18 protein-coding genes are annotated in these 21130 nt (G+C 72.5%); 12 read left to right on the top strand and 6 right to left on the bottom strand.

Going from position 1 to position 21130, the window contains the following annotated elements; all coding sequences use genetic code 11:
• Positions 1–163 precede the first annotated feature (163 nt).
• The 4 genes from MQV74_RS17800 (at position 164) to MQV74_RS17785 (ending at position 4453) form a co-directional block, all read left to right on the top strand.
• Entirely contained in the window at positions 164–919 is a 756-nt protein-coding gene (locus tag MQV74_RS17800) for an LPXTG cell wall anchor domain-containing protein (RefSeq protein ID WP_242718863.1), read from the top strand.
• On the top strand, positions 886–1863 hold the full coding sequence (locus MQV74_RS17795) for a COG1470 family protein (RefSeq protein ID WP_242718861.1): 978 nt from the start codon (positions 886–888) through the stop codon (positions 1861–1863). The genes MQV74_RS17800 and MQV74_RS17795 overlap by 34 nt, the downstream gene beginning before the upstream one ends.
• Complete coding sequence (locus MQV74_RS17790; protein WP_242718859.1) at positions 1860–3017, top strand: hypothetical protein; 1158 nt, start codon at positions 1860–1862, stop codon at positions 3015–3017. Before MQV74_RS17795 ends, MQV74_RS17790 begins: the two co-directional genes overlap by 4 nt.
• A gap of 80 nt (positions 3018–3097) precedes the next feature.
• Positions 3098–4453 (top strand): hypothetical protein, encoded by a 1356-nt coding sequence (locus MQV74_RS17785; RefSeq protein WP_242728790.1) that lies wholly within the window; start codon positions 3098–3100, stop codon positions 4451–4453.
• An 82-nt stretch (positions 4454–4535) separates the two neighbouring features.
• Here the strand turns inward: MQV74_RS17785 and MQV74_RS17780 are convergent, their stop codons facing one another.
• Positions 4536–5366, bottom strand: coding sequence for an alpha/beta hydrolase family protein (locus MQV74_RS17780; protein ID WP_242718857.1), 831 nt, complete (start codon positions 5364–5366; stop codon positions 4536–4538).
• Between the two features lie 211 nt (positions 5367–5577).
• The gene (locus tag MQV74_RS17775; RefSeq protein WP_242718855.1) at positions 5578–7068 is read right to left on the bottom strand and encodes a peptide MFS transporter; all 1491 of its coding nucleotides are present in this window, start codon (positions 7066–7068) and stop codon (positions 5578–5580) included.
• 530 nt (positions 7069–7598) lie between these two features.
• On the opposite strand from MQV74_RS17775, the gene MQV74_RS17770 reads away from it, so the two are divergent.
• Both MQV74_RS17770 and MQV74_RS17765 read left to right on the top strand, forming a co-directional pair.
• Positions 7599–8276, top strand: a complete 678-nt coding sequence (locus MQV74_RS17770) for a response regulator transcription factor (protein ID WP_016644465.1) — start codon at positions 7599–7601, stop codon at positions 8274–8276.
• A gap of 198 nt (positions 8277–8474) precedes the next feature.
• Entirely contained in the window at positions 8475–9746 is a 1272-nt protein-coding gene (locus MQV74_RS17765; RefSeq protein ID WP_242718853.1) for an ATP-binding protein, read from the top strand.
• Positions 9747–9788: 42 nt separating this feature from the next.
• On the opposite strand, the gene MQV74_RS17760 is transcribed toward MQV74_RS17765, so the two are convergent.
• Positions 9789–10319: a GtrA family protein gene (locus MQV74_RS17760; protein WP_242718851.1), complete on the bottom strand. Its 531-nt coding sequence runs from the start codon at positions 10317–10319 to the stop codon at positions 9789–9791.
• A gap of 258 nt (positions 10320–10577) precedes the next feature.
• Here MQV74_RS17760 and MQV74_RS17755 point away from each other — a divergent pair, with 258 nt between their 5' ends.
• From MQV74_RS17755 to MQV74_RS17740, 4 genes are all read left to right on the top strand, one after another.
• Complete coding sequence (locus tag MQV74_RS17755) at positions 10578–11729, top strand: 5-(carboxyamino)imidazole ribonucleotide synthase (RefSeq protein WP_242718849.1); 1152 nt, start codon at positions 10578–10580, stop codon at positions 11727–11729.
• A complete protein-coding gene (gene purE / locus MQV74_RS17750) occupies positions 11726–12265 on the top strand; it encodes a 5-(carboxyamino)imidazole ribonucleotide mutase (protein ID WP_242718847.1) in 540 nt (179 codons plus the stop codon). The genes MQV74_RS17755 and purE overlap by 4 nt, the downstream gene beginning before the upstream one ends.
• A gap of 39 nt (positions 12266–12304) precedes the next feature.
• On the top strand, positions 12305–13501 hold the full coding sequence (locus MQV74_RS17745; protein WP_242718845.1) for a dipeptidase: 1197 nt from the start codon (positions 12305–12307) through the stop codon (positions 13499–13501).
• 143 nt (positions 13502–13644) lie between these two features.
• Entirely contained in the window at positions 13645–14565 is a 921-nt protein-coding gene (locus MQV74_RS17740) for an alpha/beta fold hydrolase (RefSeq protein ID WP_242718843.1), read from the top strand.
• Between the two features lie 257 nt (positions 14566–14822).
• Here MQV74_RS17740 and MQV74_RS17735 read toward each other — a convergent pair whose 3' ends face one another.
• Entirely contained in the window at positions 14823–15980 is a 1158-nt protein-coding gene (locus MQV74_RS17735) for an acyl-CoA dehydrogenase family protein (protein ID WP_242718841.1), read from the bottom strand.
• 220 nt (positions 15981–16200) lie between these two features.
• Here MQV74_RS17735 and MQV74_RS17730 point away from each other — a divergent pair, with 220 nt between their 5' ends.
• A complete protein-coding gene (locus tag MQV74_RS17730) occupies positions 16201–17526 on the top strand; it encodes a UDP-glucose dehydrogenase family protein (protein WP_242718839.1) in 1326 nt (441 codons plus the stop codon).
• Between the two features lie 13 nt (positions 17527–17539).
• Here the strand turns inward: MQV74_RS17730 and MQV74_RS17725 are convergent, their stop codons facing one another.
• Positions 17540–18661: a dipeptidase gene (locus MQV74_RS17725; protein ID WP_242718837.1), complete on the bottom strand. Its 1122-nt coding sequence runs from the start codon at positions 18659–18661 to the stop codon at positions 17540–17542.
• Between the two features lie 161 nt (positions 18662–18822).
• Positions 18823–20160, bottom strand: a complete 1338-nt coding sequence (locus MQV74_RS17720) for an LCP family protein (protein ID WP_242718835.1) — start codon at positions 20158–20160, stop codon at positions 18823–18825.
• A gap of 129 nt (positions 20161–20289) precedes the next feature.
• Between MQV74_RS17720 and MQV74_RS17715 the strand changes: the two genes are divergently transcribed.
• The gene (locus tag MQV74_RS17715; protein WP_138960088.1) at positions 20290–20838 is read left to right on the top strand and encodes an acyl-CoA thioesterase; all 549 of its coding nucleotides are present in this window, start codon (positions 20290–20292) and stop codon (positions 20836–20838) included.
• Positions 20839–21130: the final 292 nt, after the last annotated feature.

Genomic DNA, 21130 nt, shown 5'->3' with positions numbered 1-21130 from the left:
TTACCAGCGGTTCGAAGGACGCGCCGGATCTCCACGGATCCGGCGCGTCCTTTGTCTTCCCTCGACAAGGTCCCCGGCGTACCTTGAGCGCCCGATCTGATGTGCCGTCAGCAAATCAGTGCGCGCGGCACGGATTTCGCCACCGGCATGAGGGGACCACGAGGTGCCGTACCAGAGGAAACCCGCCGCGCTCGCACTCACCGCCGCCCTGGCCGGATCGGCGCTGCTGCTGACCGCACCCGCCGCACGGGCCGGGGTCCAGGACGTCGACTACCAGTGCAAGACACCCATCGGGAACAAGGGCGCCGTCTCGCCGATCGACATCAAGAGCGTCAAGAGCGGCAGCGGCTACAAGCTCACGATGTCCTTCCAGAAGGGCGTCTCCTCCAGCCCCGTCGAACTCGGCAAGGGCGCCATGAAGCCGAGCGCGCTCATCGAACTCGGCGGCGCGGAGAGCGGCACCGTCCCGGTGTCGGGGCCGCCCAACTCCGGGCCCGTCCCGGCCAACACCCCCATCAAGATCAGCACCCTGACGGGCACGTACACGCCCAAGAAGTCCGGCAAGGTCACCTTCACCGCCGGTGTCCTCACCATCAAGGCCCTCGGTACGACGACGACGTGCACCCCCGCGAACGACCCGAAGCCGTCGCTGACCCTGAACGTGAAGGGGAGCGGCTCGGACGCCGGCTCCGGCGCGGGCTCGGGATCCGGCGCCGGTTCCGGTTCCGACCCGGGCTCCGGCTCCGGCTCCGGCGACACGTCCGACGGTTCGCAGGGCACGCCGTCCGGCGGCGAGGACCTGCCGCAGACCGGACCCGCCGACTCCGCGATCGCGCTCGGCACGCTCGGCGGCACGGTGCTGCTCGCGGGCGCGGCCGGGGTGCTGTGGCTGACGCGCCGGAACCAGGCGCCGCGCTGAGGGCGGGGACGCGGGCGATGCGGGTGCGGGCCGCCGCGCGGGCGCTCGCCGTGGCCGGGGCGCTGCTCGCGTGCGCTGCCGCGCCCCTCGCCCGCGCGGCCGACGGCGGCGGCTGGTCGCTGGCGCCCGCGGGCTCCGCACGGCCCTCCCTGTACGCGGAGGGCGCGCCCGGTGCCGTCGTCGAGGACAAGGTGTCCGTCACGAACCGGAGCGCGCGGCCCCGCACGGTGACCCTGCGCGGCACCGGTCCCGACGGCATGGGGGCGTGGATGGCCTTCGCCCGGCGGAAGGTGACGGTGCCGCCGCGCACCCGGGCCGACGTCCCGTTCACCGTGGCGGTGCCGAAGGGGGCCGCGCCGGGCGACCGCTCCGGCGCGGTCGTCGCGCGCGGCGGCGGCCGGGACGCCCGGGTGCCCCTGCGCCTGAGGGTGGCCGGGCCCGCCCTGGCCGCGCTGACCGTGGAGCGCGTACGCCTCGACGCGGACGCGGAGCGGATCACGTACGAGCTGGTGAACCGGGGCAACACGGTGCTTACGCCGCGCGTCGCGGTACGGGCCGACGGCGTCTTCGGGCAGCTGCTCGACCGGGCGCCGCACCGGGTGCCCGCGCGGATCGCGCCCGGCGGCCGGGTCACGCTGAGCGAGCCGTGGCCCGATGTGCCGTCGTTCGACGCCGTGGACGTGCGCCTGACGGTCACGGCGGCGGGCGGGGCGCGGGCCGAGGGTTCCGCGTCCGCGCGCCTCGTGCCGTGGCCCGCCGCCGTGGGCGCGGGCGCCGGTGCCGTCGCGGCGGGCGTCGCCGCGTGGTGCGCCGTACGGCACGTCGTACGCCGCCGGAGACAGGACACCGGCCCACCGGCGGAGACGACAGCGGCGGCGGAATCGGAGACGGCAGCGGCGGCGGAGCGGGAGCCGGCGGCCACGGGGACGGGAGGCAAGCCGTGAACGCACAGCGGACGTGGGCGCGCGGCTGCGCGTCGGCCCTGGTCCTCGCCCTGGCCTGCGCGCTGCTCGGGGCCGTACCGGGCGCCGCGGCCGAGCCGAAGCCGGCGGTGACGCTCTCCAAGCCCCAGGCGGGCACCGGCGGCTCGGTCACCGTGACCGGCAAGGGGTGGCGGCCGCGCGCGCTGCTCATGATGCTCGTCTGCGGGCAGGGCACGCCCGCCGCGGGGGTGCCCGGCGGCACCAACTCCTGCGCCAACGCCGAGGGCCGTGCCGTCACCACCGGCGGCGACGGCACCTTCCGCAAGCGGCTGCCCGTCGCCGAGCCGCCGAAGCCCTGCCCGTGCGTCGTGCACGTGGCCACGGTGACCGGCGACAAGGCCGCGGTGGACGCGGCGTTCACGGTCGCGGGGCATCCGGTGAAGCCGCTGCGGAAGCCGCGCGGCGGGCGGCTCGCCGTGCTGGCGGACACCCGGCTCGACGGGTCGAGCGGCCTCCTCACGTGGTTCGGCTCCCCGCCCGCGCGGCAGCTGGTGGTCACGGTGGGCAACCTGGGCACCGCGCCGGTCAGGAACCCGGTCTTCCAGGTCGGCACCTCCCACGGCGTGTTCGCCCCGCAGTGGGAGCAGCAGCAGTGGCGCGGCACCATCGCGCCCGGCGCGAAGGCCAGGATCAGGCTTCCGGTCGAGCTGCCCGCGGGCGCCCACGGCGACTACCTGGTCTCGCTCCGGTACGGCAGCGAGGTCCTCGCCGAGCAGCCGTGGGGCGTGGGGCGGCCCTGGGGCGTGACGCTGTTCTGGGTGCTCCTCGCCCTCGTGGTGCCCGCGGCCGTCTTCCGCGTCGGCATGGTGGCCGTCGACCGGCTCCGCCCCGCCAAGGGGCCCGGCGGCCGCCCGCAGGGCCGCCACCGCACGCGGCGCGTCACCGCGGCCCTGCCCGGCGGCACCCGGCTCACGAAGAACGCCCTGCTCGCCAAGGCGGCGCTGCTCAGGAGGACGGACACCGCCGCCGACGACGACCCGGCACCCACCTCCCGGGACGCCGGGGCCTCCTCCACCGGCCTGCCGTGGTTCACCCCGGAGACCGATCCGGGCGCACCGGCGGGACAGCTCTCCGCACCGTCCGACAACGGCCCCCCGACGAAAGGAAAGCCGTGACAAGGAAGCCGACGCAACGGAGCGCGAGGGCGGGAAGGCGGACACCACCCCGGACGAGAGCGGCCGCGGCCTCGGTCGCCCTGGCGCTCGGCGGCGCGGGCCTCGCCGTGTTCGGCGCGGCGGGCCCGGCGAGCGCCGCCGAGGTCGCGTACAAGACCGAGTGCGTGCCGCCGCCGATCTCCAATCTGCCGCCGGTGCACGGCACCACGAAGGTGGACGTGACGGCGCCCGCGGAGGCGAAGGTCGGCGACGAGGTCGAGGTGGTGTGGAAGACGGTCGAGGCCGCCTCGAAGAACCCCGACATCCTCGACCTCGGCAAGGACACCGTCCTGCCGACCGGCACCGTCGCGGTGGGCGGCGCCCAGAGCGGCGCCCTGAAGGTCGAGGGGACCCGCACCAATCCGCCCATCCCCAAGGGCGGCGCGATGGTCCTGTCCGACATGAGGGGCAAGCTGAAGCTGACCGCGCCGGGCGAGGTGACGCTGACCCCGGGCGCGTACGACATCAACGTGAACAAGCCGATCTCCACGGACACCAAGTGCAAGCCCGAGGAGGCCGTGAAGGCCGCCGTGACCATCAAGGTGACCGACGGCGGCGGCACGTCCGGGGGCTCCTCGGGCGGGACGTCCGGCGGGTCCTCCGGCGGGTCCTCCGGTGGGTCCTCCGGCGGCACTTCGGGCGGCACGACCTCCGGCGGCGGTGACAGCGGCGGCACTTCGGGCGGTACGACGGGTGGCTCGTCCGGCGGCTCCTCCGGCGGCTCCTCCGGCGGGTCCGCCGGGGGCTCCTCCGGTGGCGGCGACGGCCAGACCGACTTCCCCGGCAAGGAGGTGCAGGTCCCGTACAAGTGCAAGACGCCGATCGGCGACAAGGAGGCCACCTCGCCGGTGCAGATCGACGCCCGGAAGGACGGCGGGAAGTACGGCCTGACCGTGCGGTTCAAGAAGTCCGTGATGGACAGCCCGGCCGACATCCCCGCGGGCGCGGTGAAGCCCTCCATGGCCGTGCTCCTCGGCGGCGCCGACAAGGGCACGGTGCCCGTCGCGGGCCCCGCCAACAAGGAGCCCATCAGGTCCGGCGCCCCGATCGCCGTCCCGAACCTGACCGGCACCTACACCCCGGGCGCCGACGGCAAGGCCACGCTCTCGCCCGGCGTCCTCACCGTGAAGGCCCTCGGCACGACCACCACCTGTACGCCCGCGAAGACCGGGGTGTCCCTGGTGCTCGACACCTCCGCGCAGCCGGGCGGCACGACAGGCGGCTCGGGCTCCGGCTCCGGCTCCGGCTCCGGCTCGGGCTCCGGCGGCGGCCTCGCCGACACCGGCGCCGACGACAACGGCGCGCTACGGGCACTGGGCCTGATCGCGGGCACCGCGGTCCTCCTGGGCGGCGCGGTGTTCACGTACCTGCCGAGGAGGCGCGGACGGCTGCGCTGAAGCGCCCCGAAGGGGCGCGGGGCTGTGTCTCTGTGCGGCTCCGCCGCGCGGGCGCGACCAGCCACGACGGCGCGGCAGACGCTCAACGGTCCCGCAGCCACCGCAGCACCCCGGCGGTAATCCCCCGCTCCCGCAGCAGCGCCCCACCGTGCGCCGAGCCGGGCAGCGTACGTACGCTCACGTCCCGCAGCCCCGCGCGCCGCTGCGCCGAGGCGAGGTCCGCGGAGTGCGCGGGCGGCACGAAGTCGCCCGCCGAGTGCACCAGGTACAGCGGAGCGTCCCGCGCGCCCGACGCGTGGGAGGCGGCCGTCAGGTCGTCCCAGCGCTCCCGGCAGGGCTGCCCGGCGCGGTCCGGGTCGCACCCGGCGAGACGTTTCGCCGCCCGGGCCAGCGCCCGCCGCTGGTCCGTGGCGCCCGGCACGGTGCCGTCGCGCCAGGCCCGGTACGGCGAGGCGACGGGGGAGAGGGCGACCACGCCCCGGGTGCGGGCGCGCCCGTCGCGGTACGCCCCGACGCTCACGGCGAGGTGCCCGCCCGCCGACGAGCCGAGCAGCAGGGGCCGGGGCGCGCCCGGCCCCTCGCGGCGGGAGATCCAGCGCAGGGCGGCCAGGACGTCGGTGCGCTGCGCGGGCCAGACGGCGTCCGAGGAGAGCCGGTAGTCGGTCTCGTACACGGTGAAGCCGCGCGCGGCGAACCACCGGGACCAGCCGCTCCAGTCGTTGTCCCGCGCCCACGAGCCGCCGTGCAGGATCACCAGGGCCGTGCCGCCGTGGCCGTACACGGTCACGGTCTGGCGCGGGTGGGCCCCGTAGGAGTACGTGCGTCCGGGCGTGGGCGAGGCCTCGGCGGCCGCGCTGGACGACAGGAGCGTGCCGCACAGGGCGAGGGTCAGGAGCGTCCGGCGTACGGTCATGGCCCGATGCTGCACCGGCGGACACCGCGCCGCCCCGGGAAAGCCCGAGGGCCACCGCACCGGGTGGTGCGGCGGCCCTCAGTTCGTACGGGTGTGGTGCCGGCGAGTGGTTCCGCCGCGGCGCGGGGCCGTGTCCATGTGCGGCTCCGCCGCGTGGGCGCGACCAGCCCGGACGGCCCGCAGGTTCATCACTGCGGCTCCGGCGAAGCGACTAGTGCACGTCGCCCATGAGCGCCTTGACCTTCTTGCGGTACATGAACACCGCGACGGCCGCGATGACCGCCATCGTGGCCTCCATGGCGACCACGCCGGACTTGTTCAGGTCGACACCGGCGATGGAGAGCAGACCCGTGGTGCAGTCACCGGCGGTGACGGCGAGGAACCAGACGCCCAGCATCTGGGAGGCGTACTTCTGCGGGGCCATCTTCGTGGTGACCGACAGGCCGACGGGGGAGACGCACAGCTCGCCGACGGTGTGGATGAAGTAGATCGCGACGATCCAGTACGCGCCGACCTTGTCGCCGTCGCCCGCCATGGACAGCGGGATCAGGAAGACGAAGAACGAGACGCCGACGATGAAGAGACCGGAGGCGAACTTCACGACCGAGTTCGGCTCCTGGCCGCGCCGGTTGAGCGCCAGCCAGATCCAGGCGACGACCGGGGCCAGGGCCATGATCAGGACCGGGTTGACCGACTGGAACCAGGAGACCGGGAAGTCGAAGCCGAAGATCGAGGTGTCGGTGGAGTTCTTGCCGAACAGGGCCACGGTGGACGCGCCCTGGTCGTAGATCATCCAGAAGATCGCGGCGGCCACGAAGAACCAGATGTACGCCGTCATCTTGGACTGCTCGGTCTCGTCCAGCGACTTGTCGCGCTTGATCTTGGTCAGGACCCAGATCGGGATGAGCAGACCGGAGACCGTGATCGGGACGATGGCCCAGTTCAGGGTGTAGACGTCCGTGGCGACGGCGACGCCGTAGAAGACGACGGCGGCGATGATCCACAGCATGGCCTTGCGGACCAGGCCCATGAGCTCGGCGCGCGGCACCGGCTTCGGCACGACGCTGCTCTGCGGGCTCAGGTGGCGGCCGCCGAGCAGGAACTGGATCAGGCCGAGGCCCATGCCGAAGGCGGCGATGGCGAAGCCCAGGTGCCAGTTGACCTTCTCACCGACGGTGCCGATGGCCAGCGGGGCGAAGAAGGCGCCCAGGTTGATGCCGATGTAGAAGACCGTGAAGCCGCCGTCGCGGCGCGGGTCGTCCGGGCCGTTGTAGAGGTGGCCCACCATCGTGGAGATGTTGGCCTTCAGGAGGCCGGAGCCGATCGCCACGAAGACCAGGCCGAGGAAGAACATCGCCTGGCCGGGCAGCGCGAGCGTGAGGTGACCGAGCATGATCACCAGAGCGGCTATCGTGATCGTCTTGCGCGGGCCCCACAGGCGGTCCGCGAACCAGCCGCCCGGCAGGGCGAGCAGATAGACCATCGCCATGTAGATCGAGAAGATCGCCGTGGCTGTGGCGGCGTTCATGTCCATGCCGCCGGGCGCGACCAGGTACAAGGGGAGCAGGGCCTTCATGCCGTAGAAGCTGAAGCGCTCCCACATCTCGGTCATGAAGAGAGTGGCCAGGCCGCGGGGGTGGCCGAAGAAGGTCTTCTCGGAGCCAGGAGTGCTGGCCGAGTCCTTCGTCAGGCTGGACGCCATGGGTCGATCCTCGTGGTGTCGGGACGCGCGTGGCGAGGCCGCCGTGGGCGCGCCCGGTGGGGGCGGTCGGCACCGGCGCCGGACCGTCCACCCCCCACGCCTGCGAGGGGAACCGGTCCGCTGGGCGGAGCACGAGAGACGGCGACACCGAGATCCACACCCCGGACGCATCTTCGCGAGCGGGGCCCGACCACAGGTCATTGCTTTCAGGCTGATGATCACCAGCCCACACACAGAAGGACCCTTGGCGCGCAATAGCGGGCCAAAGGTCCTTGAGTAGTGCTACAGGCGTCTCGCCACCATACGCCACGACAGAGCGTGATTTGGAAGGAGTTGAGACATGGATCACAGGTGACCTAGGAACCAATGGAGCACATTCCAAGGTGTCCCCGAGGTGTATCCAAGGATCGCATCCTGGATTGTGATCTTCCGGTCCTGGGGGGCCGCCCCGGACGGACCCCCGGCGCATGCCGCGCCCGCTCCTGGCGATCACCCTTCGGCGGCCGTCCGCAGCGGACTACCATCACTCCATGACCCGTGTACTGCTCGCCGAGGACGACGCGTCCATCTCGGAGCCGCTGGCCCGCGCACTGCGCCGCGAGGGCTACGAGGTCGAAGTGCGCGAGGACGGCCCCACCGCCCTCGACGCCGGGCTGCAGGGCAGCGTGGACCTGGTCGTGCTCGACCTGGGCCTGCCCGGCATGGACGGCCTGGAGGTCGCGAGGCGGCTGCGCGCCGAGGGGCACACGGTGCCGATCCTCATCCTCACCGCGCGCGCCGACGAGGTCGACACCGTTGTCGGGCTCGACGCGGGCGCCGACGACTACGTCACCAAACCGTTCCGGCTCGCCGAGCTGCTCGCCCGGGTCCGGGCCCTGCTGCGGCGCGGCGCCACGGAGCCGGCGCAGCCGCCCGCCACGCACGGGGTGCGGATCGACGTCGAGTCGCACCGGGCCTGGATGGGCGAGGAGGAACTCCAGCTCACGGCGAAGGAGTTCGACCTCCTGCGGGTACTAGTCCGGGACGCGGGGCGGGTCGTCACCCGGGACCAGCTGATGCGCGAGGTCTGGGACACGACGTGGTGGTCCTCCACCAAGACCCTCGACATGCACATCTCCTGGCTCCGCAAGAAGCTCGGCGACGACGCGGCGAACCCCCGCTACATCGCCACGGTCCGAGGAGTCGGCTTCCGCTTCGAGAAGTCGTAGCCCCTTCCTGACGGCGTACGCCGTCCTTGCTGTGGGCAATCGTCCCGCAGGGCGGGACGGGTGGGCACAGCGCCGAGCTGCCGGGCAACCGGAACATGGGGCCCCGCCCAGGCCAGGGCAAGGGCCGAGGGCGACCGGGCCCCCGCCGGGGAGGGGCACACTGGTCAGGTCCGTCCCCCTGCCCGGCCGGAGGGCCTCGTGCGTCGTCGCCTCATCAACTCGACCCTCGCCGTCGTACTCGTAGTGATCGCCGTCTTCGGCGTCTCGTTGGTGATCGTCGAGACCCGCACGATCAGCAACAGCGCCCAGGAGCGCGTGAACTCCGAGGCCGTCCGCCTCGCGAGCATCGTGGACAGCCGTCTGATCAGCGACGAGCGCGTCAGCGGGGCGATCCTGCGGGAGCAGGTGGACACCGAGCGGTACGCCCGCATCGACATTCCGGGCCGCGCCCCCATCGAGGTCGGCACCCGCCCGACGGGCGACGTCATCCGGGCCACGGAGGACGGCGAGGAGGGCGAGAAGGTCACCGTCGAGGAGCCCCGCACCGCGGTCACCCAGGAGGTCGGCCGCACCCTGCTGATCATCGGCGGCGTGGCCCTGCTCGCCATCATCGCCGCGGTCCTGCTCGCCGTGCGCCAGGCGAACCGCCTCGCCTCCCCGCTCACGGACCTCGCCGAGACCGCCGAGCGCCTGGGCTCGGGCGACCCGCGCCCCCGCCACCGCCGCTACGGCGTGCCGGAGCTCGACCGGGTCGCGGACGTCCTGGACGCCAGCGCGGAGCGGATCGCCCGCATGCTCACCGCCGAGCGCCGCCTCGCCGCCGACGCCTCCCACCAGCTGCGCACCCCGCTGACCGCCCTGTCCATGCGCCTGGAGGAGATCGCCGTGACCGACGACCTGGACACGGTGAAGGAGGAGGCGACGATCGCCCTGACCCAGGTGGAGCGGCTCACCGACGTCGTGGAGCGGCTGCTCACCAACTCCCGCGACCCCCGCACGGGCTCCGCGGTCTCCTTCGACCTGGACGAGGTGATCAAGCAGCAGCTGGAGGAGTGGCGCCCCGCCTACCGCAGCGCGGGCCGCGCCATCGTCAGCTCCGGCAAGCGCCACCTCCAGGCCGTCGGTACGCCGGGCGCGGTCGCCCAGGTCCTGGCGGCACTGATCGAGAACTCGCTGATGCACGGCGGCGGCACCGTGGCCCTGCGCACCCGCGTCACCGGCAACCAGGCGGTCGTCGAGGTCACGGACAGCGGCCCGGGCGTGCCCGCCGACCTCGGCGCGCGGATCTTCGAGCGCACCATCAGCGGCCGCAACTCGACGGGGATCGGCCTCGCCGTGGCCCGGGATCTGGCCGAAGCGGACGGGGGCCGCCTGGAGATGCTCCAGGGGAAGCCGCCGGTGTTCGGGCTGTTCCTCTCGCGGACGCCGACGCACCGCGAGGAGCGCCACGAGGACGAGACGGTGCGCTGAGCGCCCCCGCGACGCCGGGGCCCGGCGCAGGGCCGGCGCAGGTCAGGCCTGGCGGCGCCCGCCCGATGCGGCCGGTCGGCCGCCGTCGGCCGCCGGAGCGTCCTCCAGGAACGATTCGGCATCGGCGACCGCGGCGCGCGCGGGCAGGGCCCGGAACACCCAGGTGCGGTACGACCAGAAGCGGAACAGCGTGGCGATGCCCATGCCGAGGAACTTGAAGACGTTCGCCTGGAGCTTGCTGTCCCACTCGAAACCGTACGTGGCCACGTACAGGACGCCGTTCTCGATCACCAGGCCGACGACGCTGAACAGCAGGAAGAGCGTCAGCTCCTTGGTGCGGCCGCTCTTGTCCCGGTCACGGTAGGTGAAGTAGCGGAACCCCACGTAGTTGCAGCAGATCGCGACCATGGTCGCGATGACGCTGGCGCGCACCACCTGGAGGTCGGTGAGGTGGCGTACGAGGTTGAAGACGGCGAAGTTCACCAGCGTCCCCACCGCGCCCACGGCCCCGAACTTGGCCACTTCCCGCGTGAGCCGGTCCATTCGCACCCGCAGTGCGCCGCGGTCCGTCATGGTTGGTCGCCCCAGCCCCGTGATTGGTGTCCATCGGTCGTGTTGCCCGTGTCGGTCGGCCGTACCGGCGGGTCATGCCGGTGGTGCCGCTCCTGTGGTGCCGCGCCCGCCTCGTTTGCGGTTTCCCCGGTCGCGTCAACCCAGCCATGCTAACCAGCCCCTCCCGGTGGTGCGCGGGGACGCCGTCCAATCCGTGGCACGGCTGTGACGCCAGTGCACGGGATCGGGCCGTTCCCGGATGGCCGATACCCTGTGGGTGTGACGTTCCCGGTAGTCGGCATGGTCGGCGGGGGGCAGCTCGCTCGTATGACCCACGAGGCGGGCATCCCGCTAGGCATCAGGTTCAAGCTCCTCAGTGACACTCCGCAGGATTCCGCGGCGCAGGTCGTCAGCGACGTCGTCATCGGCGACTATCGCGACCTGGACACGCTGCGTGACTTCGCGCGGGGCTGCGACGTGATCACCTTCGATCACGAACACGTACCCACCGAGCATCTACGGGCCCTGGAGGCGGACGGCATCCCCGTGCGCCCGGGGCCCGACGCCTTGGTGCACGCCCAGGACAAGGGGGTGATGCGCGCGAAGCTGGATGAGCTCGGGGTGCCGTGCCCACGCCACCGCATCGTGGAGGACCCGGCGGACGTCGTGGCCTTCGCGGCGGAAGGGGACACGGAGGGTGACGGCTTCCCGGTCATCCTGAAGACCGTGCGCGGCGGGTACGACGGCAAGGGCGTCTGGGTCGTACGCTCCGCAGCCGACGCCGCCGAGCCGTTCCGCGCGGGTGTGCCGGTCCTCGCCGAGGAGATGGTGGACTTCGCCCGGGAGCTGGCGGCGAACGTCGTGCGCTCGCCGCACGGCCAGGCCGTGGCGTACCCGGTCGTGGAGTCCCGGCAGGTCGACGGCGTCTGCGACACCGTGATCGCGCCCGCCCCCGACCTCAGCGACGAACTGGCCGGGCAGGCCCAGGAGCTGGCGCTTCGCGTGGCCCAGGAGCTCGGCGTGGTCGGACACCTCGCCGTCGAGCTGTTCGAGACCCGCGACGGCCGCGTCCTGGTCAACGAGCTCGCGATGCGACCGCACAATTCCGGCCACTGGAGCCAGGACGGCGCCGTGACCTCCCAGTTCGCCAACCACGTCCGCGCGGTTCTCGACCTGCCCCTCGGCGACCCGCGCCCGCGCGCCACGTGGACGGTCATGGCGAACGTCCTGGGCGGCGACTACCCCGACATGTACACCGCGTACCTGCACTGCATGGCACGGGACCCGCAGCTGAAGATCCACATGTACGGAAAGGACGTGAAGCCCGGCCGCAAGGTCGGACACGTCAACACCTACGGCGACGACCTGGACGAGGTCCTCGACCGCGCCCGTCACGCTGCCGGCTACCTCCGAGGAACGATCACCGAATGAGCACATCCGTGAGCAGTCCCGTCGTCGGCATCGTCATGGGCTCGGACTCCGACTGGCCCGTCATGGAGGCCGCCGCCAAGGCCCTCGACGAGTTCGAGATCCCGTACGAGGTGGACGTGGTGTCCGCGCACCGCATGCCGCGCGAGATGATCGCGTACGGCGAGGGGGCCGCCGACCGCGGCCTGAAGGTGATCATCGCGGGCGCGGGCGGCGCCGCGCACCTGCCGGGCATGCTGGCCTCGGTGACCCCGCTGCCGGTGATCGGCGTCCCCGTGCCGCTGAAGTACCTGGACGGCATGGACTCCCTGCTCTCCATCGTGCAGATGCCCGCGGGCGTGCCGGTCGCGACGGTCTCGGTGGGCGGCGCGCGCAACGCGGGCCTGCTCGCCGCGCGGACCCTCGCCGCGCACGACGCCGAACTGCTCGGCCGGATGCGCGAGTTCCAGCAGGAGCTGAACGAGCAGGCGACCGAGAAGGGCAAGCGTCTGCGCGCCAAGGTCGAGGGCGCGGGGTCCGGCTTCGGCTTCGGGAAGTGACCCCGTGACAGCGCGCGTGATCGAGGGAACAGTGGCCGCATGACGAAGCTGACCGATTCCCTGGCCCGAGCCCGCTCCCTGCTCGCCGAGTTCCCCGTCGTGGACGGTCACAACGACCTGCCGTGGGCGCTGCGCGAGAAGGCCGGTTACGACCTCGACCGCCTGGACGTCGCCGCCGACCAGACGGGCCGGCTCCACACCGACCTGGCACGCCTTCGCGCGGGCGGGGTCGGCGCGCAGTACTGGTCGGTGTACGTGCGCACCGACATGGCGGGCGACGACGCGGTCAGCGCGACGCTGGAGCAGATCGACTGCGTCCAGCGGCTGCTCGCCCGCCACCCGGGCGAGCTGCGCCCCGCGCTGACCGCCGCCGACATGGAGGCGGCCCGCGCGGAGGGCCGCATCGCGTCCCTGATGGGCGCCGAGGGCGGCCACTCGATCAACAACTCCCTCGCCACGCTGCGGGCGTTGTACGCCCTCGGCGTGCGCTACATGACGCTGACGCACAACGACAACATCGCCTGGGCGGACTCGGCGACGGACGTCCCCGGTGTCGGCGGCCTGTCCGCGTTCGGCCGCGAGGTCGTCCGCGAGATGAACCGGCTCGGCATGCTGGTGGACCTCTCGCACGTGGCGGCGGTGACGATGCGGGCGGCCCTGGACACCTCCGAGGCGCCGGTGATCTTCTCGCACTCCTCGTCCCGCGCGGTGTGCGACCACCCGCGCAACATCCCGGACGACGTCCTGGAGCGGCTGCCCGCGAACGGCGGCGTGGCGATGGCCACCTTCGTCCCGAAGTTCGTCCTCCAGGCGGCGGTCGACTGGACCCTCGCGGCCGACGAGAACATGCGGGCGCACGGCTTCCACCACCTGGACACCACCCCGGAGGCCATGAAGGTGCACGCGGCCTTCGAGGAGTCGCGGCCGCGCCCCGTCGCCACCGCGGCGACGGTGGCCGACCACCTCGACCACATGCGGGAGGTCGCGGGCATCGACCACGTGGGCATCGGCGGGGACTACGACGGCACGGCGTTCACCCCGTCCGGCCTCGACGACGTCTCCGGCTATCCGAACCTCGTCGCCGAGCTCCTCGACCGCGGCTGGTCCGAGCCCGACATCGCCAAGCTGACCTGGCGGAACGCGGTCCGGGTCCTGGGCGCGGCGGAGGACGTGGCCCGCGACGCGAAGGCCCGCAGGGGACCGTCGATCGCGACCCTGGAGCAGCTCGACGGCTGACGGGTCATCACCGGGCGTCAGGGGCGCGGCTCCAGAGCCGCGCCCCTTCGTCGCCCCCTTTTCTTGAACGATCGGTCTGAATGGGCTACCGTCCTCGCAGAGGTTGTGAACTGAGCAGTCCAAAACTCTCGGAGGAGACCCCCATGTCCGACACCGTTCCCACCGTGCCCACCGACGAGGAGCTGGCCCACTCCCTGGAGGGCGACTTCACCAGCGCGTACGCCGAGGTGAACGGCGTCCGGCTGCACTACGTGGCGGGCGGCAGCGGCGACCCGCTCGTCCTGCTCGGCGGCTGGCCGCAGACCTGGTGGCAGTTCCACAAGGTCATGCCGGCCCTGGCGCGCCGCTACCGCGTCATAGCCGTGGACCTGCGCGGCATGGGCGGCTCCGCGAAGCCGCCGTCCGGCTACGACAAGAAGACGATGGCCGAGGACATCCACGCGCTGGTCCGCCACCTCGGCCACGACCGCGTGCACCTCGCCGGGCACGACATCGGCGCGATGGTCGCCCACGCCTTCGCCGTCAACCACCCCGAGGCCACCCGGAAGCTGGCCCTCCTGGACGTGGCCCACCCCGACCCGAGCCTGCGCGAGCTCACCCTGCTCCCGGTCGGCGACGGGGCCGACTGGGAGGCCGCGCCCGGCGGTGTCTATCTCTGGTGGTTCGCGTTCAACCAGGTCAAGGGCCTGCCGGAGCGGCTGCTCGCCGGCCGGACCGACGTCCTCATCGACTGGCTCTTCGGCTATCTGCTCCAGGACCAGGCCACGATCGACGAGCGCTCGCGCGCGGTGTACGCGGCGGCCTACGCCACGCCCGACGCGGTCCGCGCGGGCAACGCCTGGTACCAGACGTTCCTCCAGGACGTCGAGGACTTCGAGACGTACGACCGGGTGGGCGTCCCCGTCCTCGCGCTCGCGGGCGACCGCAGCCACGCGTATCTGCGCGCCATCCTGCCCGGCCACGCCGAGGACTTCCGCCTCCGGCGGATCGAGGGCAGCGGCCACTACCTCCCCGAGGAGCGGCCGGAGCGGGTGACGGCGGAGCTGGTGGAGTTCTTCGCCTGACGCGCCGCGGTGCCGCTGGCGGGCGTCCCGCCGCATCAGGCATGCCCTCCGCGAGCGGGCCCTCGTCGGGTTCGCCCTCGGCGCGCGGCGGCAGCCGGAAGGAGGCCGCCGAACCGGTCGGCTCGCACAGGCCGTTGGGCCCGTAGTGGGGGCGAGGGGGCGCCCCGGAGGCAGGCGGTGGAGGGCGTCAACTCGCCTGCCCCACAAGCGGATCGGCCCCTTCCCATGCGTGCGGGAAGGGGCCGATCCGGCCGGGGTTACGGCAGGTTGCGGGCCATGACGATCCGCTGGACCTGATTCGTGCCTTCGTAAATCTGCGTGATCTTGGCGTCGCGCATCATGCGCTCGACCGGGTAGTCACGGGTGTAGCCGTAGCCGCCGAGGAGCTGGACGGCGTCCGTGGTGACCTCCATCGCGATGTCGGAGGCGAAGCACTTGGCGGCGGCGCCGAGGTAGGTGAGGTCGGCGTCACCGCGCTCGGAGGCGGCCGCGGCCTGGTAGGTCAGGGCGCGGGCGGCGGAGATCTTCATCGCCATGTCGGCGAGCATGAACTGGATGCCCTGGAAGTCGGCGATCGGCTTGCCGAACTGCTTGCGCTCCTGGACGTAGCCCTTGGCGTAGTCGAGGGCGCCCTGGGCGATGCCGAGGGCCTGGGCGGCGATGGTGATGCGGGTGTGGTCGAGCGTCTTCATCGCCGTGGCGAAGCCCGTGCCCTCCTCGCCGATCATGCGGTCGGCGGGGATGCGCACGTTGTCGAGGTAGACCTCGCGGGTCGGCGAGCCCTTGATGCCGAGCTTCTTCTCCGGGGCGCCGAAGGACACGCCCTCGTCGCCCTTCTCCACGACGAAGGCGCTGATGCCCTTGGAGCGCTTCTCAGGGTCGGTGACGGCCATGACCGTGTAGTACTCGGAGACGCCCGCGTTGGTGATCCAGCGCTTCACGCCGTTCAGGACGTAGGAGTCGCCGTCGCGCACGGCCTTCGTCTTCATGCCCGCCGCGTCCGAACCCGCGTCCGGCTCCGAGAGGCAGTACGAGAACATGCCCTCGCCCTTGGCCAGCGGCGTCATGTACTTCTTCTTCAGCTCCTCGGAGCCGGAGAGGATGACGGGCAGCGAACCCAGCTTGTTCACGGCCGGGATGAGGGAGGACGACGCGCAGACGCGGGCCACCTCCTCGATCACGATGACCGTGGCGAGCGCGTCGGCGCCGCCGCCGCCGTAGCTCTCCGGTACGTGCACCGCGTGCAGGTCGGAGGCCACCAGGGCGTCCAGGGCCTCCTGCGGGAAGCGGGCCTCCTCGTCCACGGCGGCGGCGAACGGCGCGATCTTCGACTCGGCGAGCGAGCGGATCGTGTCGCGGAGCATGTCGTGCTCCTCGGACGGGCGGTACAGGTCGAAGTCAGCCGATCCGGCCAAGGTCTCTCACGCTCCAAGCACGCTGTGGACGCTAGTCACCCTTGCTAATTACCGTTAAGTAACACGATGGGTACTCGAATTTTAGGGTGCCGCCCGCGCCACGGATACGTGAGCTTGACGACAGGGGGAAACGTGCCCGGTGAGAGCCCCGGGCACGCCTGACCGCGCCCCGACTATGCTCGGGCAGCGCACCCCGGCCAGTACACCTCTGGAGCACCTCATGGCCCTGAAGATCACCGTGATCGGCACCGGCTACCTCGGCGCCACGCACGCCGCGGCCATGGCGGAGCTCGGCTTCGAGGTCCTCGGGCTCGACGTCGTGCCCGAGAAGATCGAGATGCTCACGCGGGGCGAAGTCCCCATGTACGAGCCCGGTCTCGAAGAGCTGCTGCGCCGTCACGTCGCCGGGATCGAGGGATCCAGCGGCCGGCTGCGCTTCACGATGGACTTCGCCGAGGCCGCGGAGTTCGGCGACGTCCACTTCGTCTGCGTGAACACCCCGCAGAAGCACGGCGAGTACGCCTGCGACATGAGCTACGTCGACGCCGCCTTCGCCTCCCTCGCCCCGCATCTGAAGCCGGGCGCGCTGGTCGTCGGCAAGTCGACGGTGCCGGTCGGCTCGGCCCAGCGCCTGGCCGGGCTCCTTCCCGAGGGCACCGAGCTGGCCTGGAACCCGGAGTTCCTGCGCGAGGGCTTCGCCGTGGACGACACGCTGCACCCCGACCGGATCGTGGTCGGCGTGGACAGCGAGCGGGCCGAGAAGCTGCTGCGCGACGTCTACGCCAAGCCGGTCGCCGAGGGCACGCCCTTCGTCGTGACGGACTTCCCCACGGCCGAACTCGTGAAGACGGCGGCGAACTCCTTCCTCGCCACGAAGATCTCCTTCATCAACGCCATGGCCGAGGTGTGCGAGGCCGCGGGCGGCGACGTGGTGAAGCTGGCCGAGGCCCTCGGGTACGACGACCGCATCGGCGCCAAGTTCCTGCGCGCCGGCATCGGCTTCGGCGGCGGCTGTCTGCCCAAGGACATCCGCGCGTTCATGGCACGCGCCGGTGAGCTGGGCGCCGACCAGGCCCTCACCTTCCTGCGCGAGGTCGACTCCATCAACATGCGCCGCCGCGGACACATGGTGGAGCTGGCCCGCGAGGCCGTCGGCGGCGGCTCCTTCCTCGGCAAGCGGGTGGCCGTCCTCGGCGCCACGTTCAAGCCCGACTCGGACGACGTGCGCGACTCGCCCGCCCTGAACGTGGCCGGGCAGATCCACCTCCAGGGCGGCCAGGTCACCGTCTACGACCCCAAGGGCATGGACAACGCCCGCCGCCTCTTCCCCACGCTCGGGTACGCCGCCACCGCCGAGGAGGCGGTCCGGGGCGCCGACGTCGTCCTGCACCTCACGGAGTGGCGGGAGTTCCGCGACCTCGACCCCGAGGCGCTCGGGGCCGTCGCCGGACACCGCGTCCTGCTCGACGGGCGCAACGCGCTCGACCCGGAGCGCTGGCGGGCCGGGGGCTGGACGTACCGCGCCATGGGCAGGCCCGCCGCCTGACGCACGGCCGGGGCTAGCCGTCGAGGCGGCCGATCGTCGCCGTCGACGCCTCCCTGCGCTCGCGGGCCGCCCGGGCCGTGAAGTCCGCCCCGCGCAGCACGCGTTGCACATTGCCCCAGGTGAGCGCCCCGATCTCGGCATCGCTCCAGCCCTGCCCGAGCAGCTCGGTGACGAGCCGGGGGAAGCACGAGGCGTCGTCGAGCTCCTCGGGGTGCGCGGCCGTGGTGTCGTACGTCCCCGCGATCCCGACGCACTCCGGCCCCGCGATCCGGCGCACGTGCTCCAGATGGCTCACGACGTCCCGGACCGAGGTCCCCGTCTGCTCCGTCGCCAGCGGCACCAGACACAGGCCCTTGGCCGCGCCCACGGCCGCGAGCAGGTCGTCACTGAGGTTCGCGGGGTGCTCGCACAGCGCCCGCGCCCCGGACCGGGTGAAGAGGACCGGCGCCCTGGACACCGAAAGCACCCGGCGCGCGGTCTCCTCGGGCGCCCCGGACAGATCGGCGAGGACGCCGAGCCGGTTCATCTCCCGTACGACCTCCTCGCCGAAGGCGCTCAGACCGCCCCCGCCCGCCCACGACGTGCCGGCGAGCGTGAGGACGCTCAGGCCGAGCGCGTGCAGCGAGCGCAGCGCGCCCAGCGAGTCGCCGATGGCACGGGCGCTCGCCGGGCCCACGACGGTGGCGACGCGGCCGTGGTTGCGGGCGTCGGCGGCCTCGGAGGCGTCCCGGGCGAGCCGCAGGGCGTCGCCGTAGCGGGTGACGACGTGGCGCACCAGGTCGAGCTGTTCGAGGGTCGCGCTCACCGCACGGTCACCGGCGAGCTCGTCGGGCACGTGCAGCGACCAGAACTGCGCGCCGACCGCACCCGCTCTCAGCCTTGGCACATCGGTCTCCAAACAGCTGTCGCCGGACTCCAGGTCGCAGTACGGAAGGCCGCGCAGCGCCCACGGCAGGCCGCTGTAGCCGTCGGCGACGGGATGCGCGGCCAGCAGGGCGCGGGCCCGCCCGTCGGCGTCGTCGAGGCGCGCGTCGGGCTCGGGCCCGGCCGTCTCGGCGCCTGGTACGGCGTCCGGCAGCCGGTCGAGCTCTCCGGCCTCGGCGGTGGTGTCGAATTCGTCCTGCAGGTCCGCCATGGCAGCTCCGCGGTCCGGTGGGCACTTTCTCGCTGGTCCACCACCGTCGCACGGCGAGCCCGCGGCTTCGCGGCGGGCGGAGCGTTCGGGGTATGCGTGCGGTGGAACGCCGCGGGCCCCGCCGTCGGTGACGGCGGGGCCCGCGGGCTTCGGGTGACCGGTCAGTTGCCCGACACGGTCACCGTCTCGTCGTTGTTGAGCTGCTCGACGAGCTGCTTGACCTTCGCCTTGTCCCAGACGAGGTTGCCGCCGACCGAGCCCGAGATCGGCATGTTCATGGACTTGCCGTCGCCGCCCGTGACGCCCTTCATCGCCCAGAACATCGAGGCCACGTCGAACAGGCCCATGTCCTTGTCGACGATCAGCGTGTCCAGGCCCGCGCCCATCATCGGGTAGAGCTTGAACGGATTCATGACCGTGCCGGGCGTCGCCGCCTGGTTGGCCAGGGCCGCGAGGAACTTCTGCTGGTTCTTGGTGCGGTCCAGGTCGCTGCCCGGGAGCGCGTAGCGGGTGCGGACGAAGGCCAGGGCCTCCTCGCCGTTCAGCTTCTGCTTGCCCGCCTCGAAGTCGGCGCCGGACTTCTTGTCCTTGAAGCCCTTGGGGATGTTCATCTCGACGCCGCCGACCGCGTCCACGATCTTCGCGAAGCCGCCGAAGCCGATCTCCGCGTAGTGGTCGATGCGCAGGCCCGTGTTGGCCTCCACGGTCCGGACGAGCAGCTCGGGGCCGTCCTCGGCGTACGCGGCGTTCAGCTTGGTCTGGCGGCCCGTGGCCGGGTAGAGCTTGCCCGACTCGGCGCCCTTGAAGGACGGGATCGTGACGTTCGAGTCGCGCGGCAGCGAGATCATCGTGTTCCCGCCGTCGTCCGCGACGTGCAGGATCATCATCGAGTCGGTCCGCTTGCCCTCGGCCGAGCCGGTGTGGAGCTTCTTCTTCTCCTCGTCGGACATGCCCGCGCGGCTGTCCGAACCGACGATCAGGTAGTTCGTGCCCTTGCCGCCCGCGGGCCGCTCGATCACCTTCGACAGGTCGACCTCGCGCTTGAGCTTGGAGTCCGCCCAGAAGTACGTGCTCACGGAGACCACGATCAGCAGGGCGAGGAACGTGACCAGGCCCCAGGTGATCCGCTTCTTCCAGTTCACCGGGGGCTTGGGGCGCGGCGGGGCCGGCGGGCCGCCCGGTCCCTGCGGGCCGCCGGGCGCCTGGCCGCGGCGGGGCCCGGCGGGCGAGCCGTACACCTGGCCGGTGTTGTAGCCGCTGTCGTAGCCCTCCGGGCCGCCGGGGCCCTGGGCGTGCTGCTGGCCGTGCTGCCCGGGCTGCGCCCGCTGGTCGCGGTACAGGTCGTCGTACACGTTGTCGTCGTACGAGGGCTGGCGCGGGACTCCGTCGGGCCGCTGGACGTGGCGCATCACGCGGGCGCCCTCGGGCTGTGCGTTGCCGCTGCCGTACCCGTGGCGGTCCCCGTTGTTGCCGTTCCGCGCGTCTGGCCAATCGCTCATGTGGCTTAGTGTGCAGTGCCGCGAGCCCTCTCTTACAGGGAGGGCGTGATTTCGGGTCACGCCTGTTGCAGAGCTGTGGCAATGCGCCCGTAACCGGCACGATGCCCCCGGCGACATAGGGTGGAGGGCATGACAGATCAGGCCACTGCTCCGGAGCCGGAGATTCCGGGCAAGCCGACCTCGGTGTCCCGCACCACCCTCAGCCACATCATGACCCACGCCGACACCAACCTCCTCGGCACGGTGCACGGTGGCGTGATCATGAAGCTCGTGGACGACGCGGCGGGCGCCGTCGCCGGGCGCCACTCCGGCGGGCCCGCGGTGACCGCCTCCATGGACGAGATGGCCTTCCTCTCGCCCGTGCGCGTCGGCGACCTCGTCCATGTGAAAGCCCAGGTCAACTGGACCGGCCGCACCTCCATGGAGGTCGGCGTACGGGTGCTCGCCGAGCGCTGGAACGAGTCGACGCCCGCGCAGCAGGTGGGCTCCGCGTACCTCGTCTTCGCCGCGGTCGACGCCGACGGCAAGCCGCGGCTCGTGCCGCCGGTCGAGCCCGAGACCGACCGGGACCGGCGCCGCTACCAGGAGGCGCAGATCCGCCGCACCCACCGCCTGGCTCGCCGCCGGGCCATCAAGGACCTCCGCGAAGCCCGGGCCCGGGAGGGCTACGAGGACTGACCCCGGGCCTTCCCCCAGGCCCGGCCCCTACAGGGCCCTGGCCCTCTGCCGGACCCCGGCTGCGTGGCGCAGCCCCCCTTCCCGCCGCTACCGCGGCGGGTTTCCTCCCACCCGCCCACCCGTCTCTCCCCGGCTGCGCGAGGCCCGGCCCCGACGCGGAGCGCCTGCGGGTGGCGCCGTCCCTGTTCCCGCCCACCCACCTGTTTCTGCCCGGCTGCGCGAGGTCCGGCCCCAGCGCGGAGCGCTGCCGGTCGGGTGGGTGGGACTGCCCCGCCGCGCGGAGCGCGGCACC

Source organism: Streptomyces sp. AN091965 (assembly GCF_022698285.1).
GTDB lineage: Bacteria > Actinomycetota > Actinomycetes > Streptomycetales > Streptomycetaceae > Streptomyces.
Note: the sequence above shows the minus strand (reverse complement) of the source record. Positions and strands in the feature narration are given on the sequence as shown.

Excerpts from the sequence above, each read along its gene's own strand:
- MQV74_RS17770 (WP_016644465.1), top strand. The coding sequence starts at position 7,599 with ATGACCCGTGTACTGCTCGCCGAGGACGACGCGTCCATCTCGGAGCCG.
- MQV74_RS17715 (WP_138960088.1), top strand. The coding sequence starts at position 20,290 with ATGACAGATCAGGCCACTGCTCCGGAGCCGGAGATTCCGGGCAAGCCG.
- MQV74_RS17780 (WP_242718857.1), bottom strand. The coding sequence starts at position 5,366 with ATGACCGTACGCCGGACGCTCCTGACCCTCGCCCTGTGCGGCACGCTC.
- purE (WP_242718847.1), top strand. The coding sequence starts at position 11,726 with ATGAGCACATCCGTGAGCAGTCCCGTCGTCGGCATCGTCATGGGCTCG.
- MQV74_RS17760 (WP_242718851.1), bottom strand. The coding sequence starts at position 10,319 with ATGACGGACCGCGGCGCACTGCGGGTGCGAATGGACCGGCTCACGCGG.
- MQV74_RS17775 (WP_242718855.1), bottom strand. The coding sequence starts at position 7,068 with ATGGCGTCCAGCCTGACGAAGGACTCGGCCAGCACTCCTGGCTCCGAG.
- MQV74_RS17740 (WP_242718843.1), top strand. The coding sequence starts at position 13,645 with ATGTCCGACACCGTTCCCACCGTGCCCACCGACGAGGAGCTGGCCCAC.
- MQV74_RS17725 (WP_242718837.1), bottom strand. The coding sequence starts at position 18,661 with ATGGCGGACCTGCAGGACGAATTCGACACCACCGCCGAGGCCGGAGAG.
- MQV74_RS17720 (WP_242718835.1), bottom strand. The coding sequence starts at position 20,160 with ATGAGCGATTGGCCAGACGCGCGGAACGGCAACAACGGGGACCGCCAC.
- MQV74_RS17730 (WP_242718839.1), top strand. The coding sequence starts at position 16,201 with ATGGCCCTGAAGATCACCGTGATCGGCACCGGCTACCTCGGCGCCACG.
- MQV74_RS17745 (WP_242718845.1), top strand. The coding sequence starts at position 12,305 with ATGACGAAGCTGACCGATTCCCTGGCCCGAGCCCGCTCCCTGCTCGCC.